The following is a 10,984-nucleotide window of genomic DNA, read 5'->3' as shown; positions in this document are numbered from 1 at the left end:
CGGATCGCGGAAGTTTTCTCAATTTCTTTTTAAAAAATTGATCCGGTAGTTCAGCTGGTTAGAATGCCGCCCTGTCACGGCGGAGGTCGCGGGTTCGAGTCCCGTCCGGATCGCAGCTATGATATCAAAGTAGTATAAAATACTGTAAAATATAATTTTTGCAGTATTTTTTTTGTGTTGAGTTTTTATAATCCCGAATAAGAAAACTTTGCAAAATGTACTTTCACAACATTACGATATCAAAGCTTATATTTTAAATAAAATTAACATATAGCATTAAAAATATTAATAATAATTGTTACCTTCGCTCAATAATAAAAGCCACCAGTTGTTGAATTAATGAAAATGGAATTTTAGATTTATTGTATATGGGGAATATTTTTAAAATCAAAGTCTTAAGGTATATGCCTAAGTGGCTGGCTTTTCTTATCGATGTTTCAGTTGTTTCTGTTCTATATTTTTTCCTGAATACTCTGAACATGAAAGTTGATCTGATCGGAAATCAAAATGAAAAAATATTTTCTGTGATAACGGTTACTATTCTGTTTGTACTCTTGCTCAAAACAGAAAAGGGAATTATAAGACACTTTGTTTCTTTTGATTTATCTAAAATTGTGTGGTTTTCTGTAAGTGCTTTTGTGGTATTTCCGGGATTGAGTCTTATATCAGAATTTGCATTGGATAAACCTGTTTATTTATTTTCTGTTCTTTTTTTCTTTTTCTTAGTATTTCTGATATTCTTTTCGGAACCACAACCAGATTTTTTACGGGAAAATCTATGAGAATAATCCCTCTCATAAGAAAATAATGATATCAGAGTTTGATTGAGGAAACTGAGTTCATGAATTATAAGAAAATAACTGTTGTAGTCATTAATTAACAAGGAATAACGGAATGTCTGAAAATGAAGTATATAATTAAAATTAAGGAATTAAATAAATAAAAAAAATAATATTAAAATAATAATTTCGCCATTTTGTTTTTAAACGGAATGAAAATTGCTAGAGAAAGAATTGATTTCAACATGGGGAATTTAAAGTACACTTTAAAATGTTTAAATGATACGGTAAGCTTTACTGTAATTATATTTAAATAAGATTGAAATCAATCTGTAAACCTAAATAATAACACAAGTAGATAAGAATAATAACATATGAATAAAACTATTATTGCATATATAGTACTGTTATCGGTTACTTTATTGTCATGCAGACCGAAGCAGAACATGGTATATATGTCAAAGCATAATATGGAAGAGGAGGTTGCAAAAGCCAAGTTTCAGGGCTTACATATTCAGGAAGGAGATGTCCTCCTGATTCTTGTATCTGCACTTGACGAAATTGCTGTAAAACCTTTTAATCTTAATACTGTAAATAAAGTAGGGAGCGAAAGCGGTACAGGAATAAATCAATATGTACAACCAAGTGAATACCTTGTTAATGAAGAAGGCTATATTTCTTTTCCGGTTTTAGGAAATATATATACCAAAGGAATGACACAGGTGCAGCTAAAACAGGAGCTGGAATCCCGTCTTAAGAGGTATCTAACTGATCCATTGGTGACCATTACCCTTAAAAATTTCAATGTAAGTGTTTTAGGAGAGGTAAAGGAACCGGGGCAGAAAGAAAGTGTTTCTCAAAAAATCAATATTTTTCAGGCACTCGGGCTTGCAGGTGATATGACAGATTTCGGAGATCGTACCAATGTAAAGCTTATCCGTACAGGGGAGGATGGAACAGACCAGATTGTTAATGTGGACCTTACCAGATCCGATATTGTGAGTTCGCCGTACTATTATATGAAGCAAAATGACATATTGTATGTACAGCCGGACAAAAATAAACAAGTCCAAGCCAACTCCAACCCTAACAGAGCCCTTACTTTCCAGATCATTGGTGCTTTACTGACAGCTGGTACACTTATTATTGCTTTAACACGACGATAAAATATGCAGCAGATAGAACTTCAACCCAAGGAGGAGAAATTAAATTTAAAGAAAACCATTTCACAGTATTTATATAAATGGCCATGGTTTATAGCCTCCATTATTCTATGTGTAGCGGTTGCTTACATTTATCTTAGGTACAGTGTCCCTAAGTATCAGACAAAAACTACCCTTAAATTTGATAAAAAACAAAACGACCTTTCTTCAGCTCTTGCGGATCTTGATAATCTTGGAATTGGACTAGGGAATGCCGATGAGCTGAAAAGTGAAGCCGCTGTAGTGAATTCGCGTCCTATATTGATGCAGGTTGTAAAGAACTTAAATCTGAATGTAGAATATTTCAGTGCGGGAGAAATTAAAGATTCCCAGCTATTCAGCAAAGCACCTATTACTGCAAGGATATTAAGCTATACGAAAGGAAAATTTGTTTCCGCTGCTTATACATTAACAGATATAAAAGGAGATGAGTTTAACATTCACAGTGAGAAGAAAAAGAATGTTGTTAAGGGTAAATTTAATACTCCTGTACTGTTAGATTTCGGTACAGTGATATTCCAGAAAAATCCGGGTTATACTGTGAAATCGGATTACAAAATTGTCTTTTCAAATCCTATTGAAAAAGTAAAAAAGCTGGAAAAAACGATTCAGGTGAATTTACCGGATGAGAAAGCTATGCTGATGGATATCAGTCTTATAGGTTCCCTTCCTGAAAAGTCCGAAGCTATCCTTAATGAAGTTACCAGGCAGTATAACCTGGATGGACAGAGAGATAAGAATCTACAGGCTCAGAATACACAGGTGTTCATCGACAAAAGGCTGGAAGTAATTACCAAAGATCTTTCAGGAGTAGAAAATCAGAAAGAGGATTTTCAGAACCGTAACCGTATTGTAGACCTTCAGGCACAAGCTGAACTGGCACTACAGAATACAAGTGATAATACCAAGCTCCTTCTTCAGCAGCAGGCTCAGCTTGATCTTTTGAATTCACTTTCAGGAGAAGCTTCGAAAGGCAATAATCAGCTTATGCCATCCAATCTTGGGCTCAATCCTTCATTGGAACAGTCTATTGCTCAATATAACTCATTAATCATCAGTAGAAATAAAACCCTTAAACAGGCTACCAATGAAAACCCTGCTGTTATAGAAATGAACAGGGAAATTGCCTCTTTAAAGGAAGTTATCCGTGATAATATCCGTGAGCAGAAGCAAACGGTCCAGACAGGTATTTCTCAGCTTCAGAACCAGATCAATACGAATAATAATATGATCGAAAAGGTTCCCGGACAATCTAAAGTATACAGAGGAATTGAACGTCAGCAAAACCTTAAAGAACAATTATTTCTATTCCTTCTTCAAAAAAGAGAGGAAAATGCAATCAATCTTTCTGTAGATGTTCCGAAAGCAAAAATCGTAAATCCGGCATTCACAGAAGATGCTGCAGTATCACCTAAAAAAGATATTATTCTTCCAGGGGCAGTATTGCTTGGAATATTAATTCCGTTTGCTGTTTTCTATATATTATTCCTGCTGGATGATAAAATTTATAGCAGAGAAGATATTAAAGAGCGTTCAGGATTAGGTGTATTAGTAGATATTCCTTCACTTACAGATTCGGAGAATCATTTGGTACAGAAAAACGACTTTTCAGAACTGGCAGAAGCTTTCAGGGTTCTTGTTTCCAATTTAAAATTTGTATTACCGGTAAAGGATTCAGCTAAAGTTATTATGGTTACTTCTTCCGTGAAAGGAGAAGGAAAAACCCTGGTATCTGTGAATCTCGCACTTACCATCGCAAATAAAAACGCAAGAGCTCTTCTGATTGGATCTGATATCAGGAATCCCCAGATTCAGAGATATGATAATGAACCTGTTAAAAGAAAAGGTCTTACAGAATTTTTATATGATGAATCTGTAAAAGTGGAAGAGCTTATTCATACTTCAACGACCAATCCTTCATGTGATGTTATCTATGCAGGAGCTATTCCTCCAAATCCTCAGGAACTACTTTCCAACGGGCGTTACCAGAAGCTTATTGAGCAGATGTCTTCTCAATATACTTATATTATTATTGACTCTGCACCATTGATGCTGGTTTCAGACACGTTAAGTATTGCTGATACCGCAGATGCAACATTATATGTGGTAAGGTCAGGAGTATCAAAAAATATCCTGATTGATTTTGCAAATGATCTGGTAAGAGATTCAAAACTTTCCAATGTGTCTTTTGTAATTAATGACGTATCAAAACGTGCAGGCGGATATGGATACAACTATAGCTATGGTTATGGATACAGCCAGACTAAAGCCAAGAAAAGTTGGTGGAGTAAAATTTTCAAATCATAAAAATGAATAAAATTTTAATTACAGGTGGAGCGGGTTTTATTGGCTCTAACTTAACAGAGTATTTTTTAAACAAAGGCTATTACGTGGTGTGCCTGGATAATTTTGCAACAGGACACCGTCATAATATTGAACCTTTCCTTGAAAATCCAAATTATAAACTCATTGAAGGGGATATCCGTGATTTGGAAGTTTGTCGGGAAGCTGTACAAAATGTAGATTATATTCTGCACCAGGCAGCACTCGGTTCAGTTCCAAGGTCTATTAAGGACCCTATCACAAGTAATGATGTAAATGTATCAGGATTTCTGAACATGCTGGTTGCAGCCCGGGATGCTAACGTAAAACGTTTTGTATATGCTGCCTCATCTTCTACTTACGGAGATTCTGAATCATTGCCTAAAGTGGAGGATGTGATCGGAAGACCTTTATCTCCTTATGCCATCACTAAATATGTCAATGAATTATATGCTGATGTATTTGGGAAAACTTACGGCATGAAATGCATCGGCCTTAGATATTTTAATGTATTCGGTCGCAGACAGGACCCGAACGGAGCTTATGCTGCTGTAATTCCTTTGTTTGTAAAACAGTTAATCAACCATGAATCTCCTACAATAAACGGAACAGGGGATTATTCACGTGATTTCACCTACATTGATAATGTTATTCAGATGAATGAGCTGGCTATGCTTACTGAAAATCCCGAAGCAATAAATACCGTTTATAATACAGCAGTAGGAGACCGTACCACATTGAATGATCTGGTGGGGTATCTTAAAAAGTATTTAAGTGAATTCGATGAGAAGATTGGTGAAGTGGAGGTTATTCATGGTCCAAACCGTGTAGGAGATATTCCTCACTCTCTGGCATCTGTTGAAAAAGCAGAAAAATTATTAGGTTATAAGCCAAGCCATACGATAGAAAAAGGATTAAAAGAAGCTATCAGCTGGTATTGGGAAAATTTAAAATAAACAAGCTTAAATTGATTCTTTGTGGAAAAACAATATAAAATTGCCGTAATCGGATTAGGATATGTAGGTCTGCCTTTAGCAAGATTATTTGCAACAAAATATCCGGTTGTAGGTTTCGATATCAATCAGAAAAGGATTGAAGAATTAAATACGGGTACTGACAGTACTCTGGAAGTAGAAAACGAGGTACTGAAAGCGGTTTTAAAACACCAGAGCCCTTTTAATCAGAACGGAGAGAAGGGATTGTACTGCTCAGCAGACATCAATGATATTAAGGATGCCAATATCTATATCGTGACAGTTCCTACCCCTGTAGATAAGCATAACCGTCCGGATCTTACTCCATTATACAAATCTTCAGAAACTGTAGGTAAGGTACTGTCCAAAGGAGACATTGTTATCTATGAATCTACGGTATATCCGGGAGCTACAGAAGAAGAATGTATTCCTGTTCTGGAAAAAGTTTCAGGATTCAAATTCAATCAGGATTTCTATGCAGGATACTCACCGGAAAGAATCAATCCAGGTGATAAGGAGCACACGGTAGAGAAAATTCTGAAAGTTACATCAGGTTCTACACCGGAAATCGGAAAAGTGGTAGATACTTTATATAAATCTGTGATTGTAGCCGGAACTCACCTGGCTCCAACGATCAAAATTGCAGAGGCGGCTAAAGTAATTGAAAACTCACAGAGAGATATCAATATTGCTTTTGTCAATGAGCTGGCTAAAATTTTCAACCTCTTAGAAATTGATACCCATGCGGTATTGGAAGCGGCAGGAACCAAATGGAACTTTCTGCCGTTCAAACCAGGATTGGTAGGTGGCCACTGTATTGGAGTAGATCCATATTACCTGGCCCAGAAAGCCCAGGAGAATGGGTATCATCCGGAGATTATATTGGCAGGACGCCGTCTTAATGACTCTATGGGGCAATATGTGGCTTCACAGCTTGTAAAAACGATGATCAAAAAGAAGATCTCAATTAATGGAGCCAGAATATTGAACTTAGGAATAACGTTTAAAGAGAATTGCCCGGATGTACGTAATACGAAGGCTGTAGACGTTATTCAGGCGCTTGAAGATTATTCTCTACATGTTACAACTTTTGATCCGTGGGCTAAACCTGAAGAAGTGAAACATGAGTACAATCTTACCGTTGTCAATGAAATTCCGGAAGAGAAATTTGACGCAATTATTCTTACAGTTGCTCACAAAGAATTCATGGGATTGAACCTGAATAATTATCTGAAGGAGGGAGGAATTGTTTATGATGTGAAGGGAGTGCTGGAGGAATGTGATTCCAGATTATAAAAAATAAGTGAAGAGAGAAAACAGAATGATGCTGTGTTTCCTCTTCGCTTTTCCGGATTTGTCCGGTTTGAAATGTTTTGTACCGTATTATACTATTTATTTAAATTAAGAAGTAAGAATCCTATTGAGCATGGAGGTAAATAAATCATATAAATTAGTTTTATTCACTTTAAGTTTTTTGTTTTTCTCTATAGGTTTCTTTATCTATGGCAAAGTAAGCAATACTTCCTATCAGGATGTTTATTTTCTGCCTATAGGCTTGGGTTTTTTTACCTTACTTATTTCTAATATCTTTATAAAGCTAAAATCGTATTTTATCTTCTGGATTATAACAATTCAGCAGATTATCCGTTACATTATCATACCCTTTCTTTTTATAACCGGTGATAAATTAAGATTTGGCAGCATTACAATTAATGAAGCTTATGCGGTAGCGATGATGCTCATTGAATTATTGTTTATTTTGATTGCTTACCATATTTGTATGTCTTCAAAAGAAGTTAAGCCTAAGAGAGGGAAATTAGACTTCTTACCACTCAATACCGTTACAACGGGATTGTTTTTTCTTTTTATACTGATTATTGCATCGAACAGAAATTTCTTACATAAATTAAGTTTTGTATGGGACATTGCTACTTATTTAAAGCTTAAAGTTTCCGGAGATCTGGAAAGTGTTTCGCCGTTGGTAAGTATTATGTTTCCCGTAATGCGGGCATATATTGTTCTTTTCATCTTTTCCGTTATAAATTCTTTTAAAATAAAGCAGATTACAAAGCTGATGCTTTCAATACTTGTAGTGTTGATTAATGCAACTATTATTATTGGTGTTTCCAGATTTAGTATTGTATATGCTTCTTTTCCTTTAGTTCTTTTGCTTATTTATTTTTATCCGGATTACAGAAGAAAAGTGGTTACCTACTCATCAGTTTTCTTTGTCGCTATTTTGTTATTGGCTTCATTGACAAAATTTTCCGGCAATACAAAAAAGGCAGACGTAGGAGGCTTCTTCAGTCTGCACGAGCTGAATGCTTATTTCGGTGGAGTTGCCAACTATGCTATAGGATATGATTCTTATCAAAAAAATATGGTAAATCCATTTGATAAGTATTATTATTTTATCTCCGATGTTACACAAAATATTCCACTATTATCAAAATTTTCCAATGACAACTATAAAACCAACATAAAATTTAATAACCATATTTACGGAGCAGGTAGGTCCAGAGACCAGATTGTACCGGTATCTGTTGCCGGACTTTATCATTTTTCAAAATATTTTTTTTATATCTATATATTTATTTTATCCATTTTAGCCTTTAGGTTTGAAACAAAAGCTTACACGACCAGTTCACCAGTTCTGTTCTTCTTGTATATCATTCTGGCTTTTGGCTGTTCAACATCAATGATGATCAATATTGGTTCCCTTTCAGCTACATTATTTATCAACTTAGTTGTGTTTATACCATTTTTCACAATGATTAACAAATTAAATCTGTCAAAATGAAAAAAGTGATTTTCTTATGTTTAGTATTACTTAGTTTTTTGGGAAGTTGTCAGGAATATGTTAGAGACCGTTTCTCAGGATTCGATACGGTTAAAAGCCAATATTTTGCAAATGCAAAAGACCTTACGGGCTATCTGCCAAAAGGATACTCCAAAGATGGAGGTACAGATTATACTTCTTATATACAGCAAGGAATCAATGAGAATTCAGTCATTATAATGCCTGATTTTCCGATTCTTATTAATGAAAATGGATTGGCATTAAAATCAAATCAGAAAATTCTTTTTCAGAAGAATTCAAAGCTGATCATGAAGCCTAACAGTAAAGACAGAAATGGAATGCTTAATCTCTTTGGTATCCAAAATGTAGATCTGTATTACCCTTCTATAACAGGAGATAAGCATAAACATCTTTCCACTAGTGGAGAATGGGGGATGGGGATTTATATACTATCATCCACCAATGTTAATATCGTTGGCTCATATATTGAGAGCTTTTGGGGGGATGGGATATGTATCGGAGGACGAAACAACATTAGCTCTTCAGGAATTACCATAAAGAATGTCATCCTGAAAGATAACCGCAGAAACGGAATTACAATCGGAGGAGTAAGTAATCTGCTGTTGGAAAATGCTTACATTGCCGGTACTACAGGAACAAATCCTCAGGCAGGAATAGATGTAGAGCCAGACAGTAATTTCTATGATGTCAAGAATATTAAACTTAATAATATTGAAACTGAAAAAAACGGAAACTACGGAATCATTATTTCACCAGGAAATATGGTTGGGAAAAATCTGAAAGATATTTCAATTACTATAAACAACTTTAAGGATAACGGTTCTAAAATAGGCCTTGGATTAGCTGTTACCAGAGATAAGCCCAATACGCAATTTCCTCAGCTCAACGGAAATATTATTATCAATAACTTTTCTTCACAAAATAATTCGACTGCCAAATTCAGATCATTTAAAGGAGCTTCTCACCAGGTTAATGTAAAGATGGATTTCGGAAAACTGAGCCCGGCTTCCAGAAGTGCGGTGGGATATGGTCAGAAATTAAAGAATAATGCAGAAACGATTACGCTGAAATAATGATCAATAAAATAAAGAAGATTTTCAATACTAAAGATAAGAAAGCCTTGCTGGAGAACTTTATTTCACTATCTGCTCTGCAGTTGGTTGGAATGTTGTTGCCATTAGTTACCCTTCCTTATATTTTAAGAGTAATAGGGTTCGAAAAATACGGAATCATTGTTTTTTCAGCATCACTTATTGCCTACTTTACATCTTTAACGGACTTCAGCTTCAGAATTACAGCGACCCGTGACGTGGCTATTTACAGAGACAGTCCGAAAAGACTTAATATTATTTATAGTAAGGTTCTAACAATTAAGGCGCTTTTCCTACTTCTTTCTTGGCTTATCATTGGTATTGCTGTGTATGTGTATCCGCCATTCTATGAAAACAGAGAAATATACTTTTACACAAGCTTACTCCTGTTAGGATATGTATTGTTTCCGGAATGGTTTTTCCAGGGAATTGAGCAAATGCGCTATATTACGTATCTGAATCTAGGAATTAAACTCTTTTTTACATTATGTGTTTTTATTTTTATTAAAAAAGAAAGTGATTTCTGGATTTATCCATTGCTGCAGAGTGCAGGATATGTTGGAGCAGGTCTGGTAGGACAATATTTACTTGTAAAAAAATACAAACTGAAGTTTATTTTTCTGCCTTACAAACTGATTGTCAAGACAATAAAAATCAATTCACCGATTTTTATAAATCAGTTTGTTCCTACTTTATACAACAATACGAGTACATTCCTGCTGGGGATCTTGGGAACTCCAAAGCTTGTGGGGATTTATCAGGCTATTCTGACTGTGGTAAATCTGATTGTGACATTAATTGAAATCCTTTCCCGCGTGTTTTTCCCTTTTCTTAATCGAAAGAAAGATGCATTTAACTGGTATAAGAACATGATGCTGATTACCATAAGTGTAATGATAGCCGGAGTATTAATTTTCAATAAATTAATTTTCTGGTATCTGCATATCAGTTATGAAAATGCTTTTTGGATTCTAACGATCCTGTCATTAGGACTGTTTGGGTATACACTGTATAATATTTTCGGGCTTAATTACTTTATTGTTCATCGTCAGGATAAATTAGTGATGAAGAATACTCTGATTTTTTCAGTTATAGGTTTTTTTATTACCATCCCACTGATCAGATACTTCACAATTTTTGGTTCTGCGATCAGTCTGAGCCTGGTACGATGTTTAATAGGCTCAAGCCTGTTTTTTAAATGGTTGAAAAATGATACTACAAAAAATTAATAATAAGCTCCTTAACCTGTTTTTAAGCAGTTATTATAAAAAATTAAAAGGAATTAATTTTTTAGGAAAAGTGCACTTTAAAGGTAAGCCTGTGATTTTTAAACATCACGATGCCAGAATAGTAATAGGAAAAAATACATTGATAAACTCGTCAAAAAAGAAATATCACATCAACATGCATTCTGCCTGTAAACTATTGGCAGACAGACCTCAGGCTGAGATCATTATTGGCGAAAACTGTAGAATACATGGCACATGCATTCATGCGGTAAAAAAAATTCATATTGGTAATAATTGTCTGATTGCAGCTAATACCAATATTATAGATTCGAACGGACATATCCTTGCCATGGATCATCCCATTGACAGGCTTACAATCGCTGATGAAGGAAAGCAGGTCATTGTGGAAGATAATGTATGGATTGGATCAAATGTAACCATACTGGGAGGAACCATTATCAGAGAAGGATCTGTGATTATGGCCGGAAGTGTTGTAAAAGGGGAAGTTCCTGCAAAAAGCATATACGGAACAGATTCGTTTAAAGTGATTAAACAATATGAATAGA

The 10,984-nt window shown here is 35.0% G+C and carries 8 protein-coding genes and 1 tRNA gene; all 9 read left to right on the top strand.

Annotated elements, in window-relative coordinates:
- Positions 1 to 39: 39 nt before the first annotated feature.
- The 9 genes from ACR1PO_RS14190 (at position 40) to ACR1PO_RS14150 (ending at position 10,983) form a co-directional block, all read left to right on the top strand.
- Positions 40 to 113: transfer RNA gene (locus ACR1PO_RS14190), tRNA-Asp, on the top strand.
- 1,121 nt (positions 114 to 1,234) lie between these two features.
- Positions 1,235 to 1,945: a polysaccharide biosynthesis/export family protein gene (locus ACR1PO_RS14185; protein WP_332385994.1), complete on the top strand. Its 711-nt coding sequence runs from the start codon at positions 1,235 to 1,237 to the stop codon at positions 1,943 to 1,945.
- Positions 1,946 to 1,948: 3 nt separating this feature from the next.
- Complete coding sequence (locus tag ACR1PO_RS14180) at positions 1,949 to 4,288, top strand: GumC family protein (protein ID WP_433987170.1); 2,340 nt, start codon at positions 1,949 to 1,951, stop codon at positions 4,286 to 4,288.
- A gap of 2 nt (positions 4,289 to 4,290) precedes the next feature.
- Positions 4,291 to 5,259, top strand: a complete 969-nt coding sequence (locus ACR1PO_RS14175; protein ID WP_433987169.1) for an SDR family oxidoreductase — start codon at positions 4,291 to 4,293, stop codon at positions 5,257 to 5,259.
- A gap of 21 nt (positions 5,260 to 5,280) precedes the next feature.
- Complete coding sequence (locus ACR1PO_RS14170) at positions 5,281 to 6,573, top strand: nucleotide sugar dehydrogenase (RefSeq protein WP_433987168.1); 1,293 nt, start codon at positions 5,281 to 5,283, stop codon at positions 6,571 to 6,573.
- Positions 6,574 to 7,057: 484 nt separating this feature from the next.
- The gene (locus tag ACR1PO_RS14165) at positions 7,058 to 8,077 is read left to right on the top strand and encodes a hypothetical protein (protein ID WP_433987167.1); all 1,020 of its coding nucleotides are present in this window, start codon (positions 7,058 to 7,060) and stop codon (positions 8,075 to 8,077) included.
- Positions 8,074 to 9,171, top strand: a complete 1,098-nt coding sequence (locus ACR1PO_RS14160) for a right-handed parallel beta-helix repeat-containing protein (RefSeq protein ID WP_433987166.1) — start codon at positions 8,074 to 8,076, stop codon at positions 9,169 to 9,171. Before ACR1PO_RS14165 ends, ACR1PO_RS14160 begins: the two co-directional genes overlap by 4 nt.
- Positions 9,171 to 10,418 (top strand): oligosaccharide flippase family protein, encoded by a 1,248-nt coding sequence (locus tag ACR1PO_RS14155; RefSeq protein WP_433987165.1) that lies wholly within the window; start codon positions 9,171 to 9,173, stop codon positions 10,416 to 10,418. The genes ACR1PO_RS14160 and ACR1PO_RS14155 overlap by 1 nt, the downstream gene beginning before the upstream one ends.
- Positions 10,399 to 10,983: an acyltransferase gene (locus ACR1PO_RS14150; RefSeq protein WP_433987164.1), complete on the top strand. Its 585-nt coding sequence runs from the start codon at positions 10,399 to 10,401 to the stop codon at positions 10,981 to 10,983. The genes ACR1PO_RS14155 and ACR1PO_RS14150 overlap by 20 nt, the downstream gene beginning before the upstream one ends.
- The last annotated feature ends 1 nt before the right edge of the window (position 10,984 follow it).

The organism is Chryseobacterium amylolyticum, from assembly GCF_051011775.1.
Lineage (GTDB): Bacteria > Bacteroidota > Bacteroidia > Flavobacteriales > Weeksellaceae > Chryseobacterium.
This window is presented reverse-complemented; position numbering and strand designations above follow the sequence as displayed.

What these genes read in the sequence shown, in the direction of transcription:
- ACR1PO_RS14180 (WP_433987170.1), top strand. Translation starts at nt 1,949, where the DNA reads ATGCAGCAGATAGAACTTCAACCCAAGGAGGAGAAATTAAATTTAAAG.
- ACR1PO_RS14160 (WP_433987166.1), top strand. Translation starts at nt 8,074, where the DNA reads ATGAAAAAAGTGATTTTCTTATGTTTAGTATTACTTAGTTTTTTGGGA.
- ACR1PO_RS14155 (WP_433987165.1), top strand. Translation starts at nt 9,171, where the DNA reads ATGATCAATAAAATAAAGAAGATTTTCAATACTAAAGATAAGAAAGCC.
- ACR1PO_RS14165 (WP_433987167.1), top strand. Translation starts at nt 7,058, where the DNA reads ATGTCTTCAAAAGAAGTTAAGCCTAAGAGAGGGAAATTAGACTTCTTA.
- ACR1PO_RS14175 (WP_433987169.1), top strand. Translation starts at nt 4,291, where the DNA reads ATGAATAAAATTTTAATTACAGGTGGAGCGGGTTTTATTGGCTCTAAC.
- ACR1PO_RS14185 (WP_332385994.1), top strand. Translation starts at nt 1,235, where the DNA reads ATGTCAAAGCATAATATGGAAGAGGAGGTTGCAAAAGCCAAGTTTCAG.
- ACR1PO_RS14150 (WP_433987164.1), top strand. Translation starts at nt 10,399, where the DNA reads ATGATACTACAAAAAATTAATAATAAGCTCCTTAACCTGTTTTTAAGC.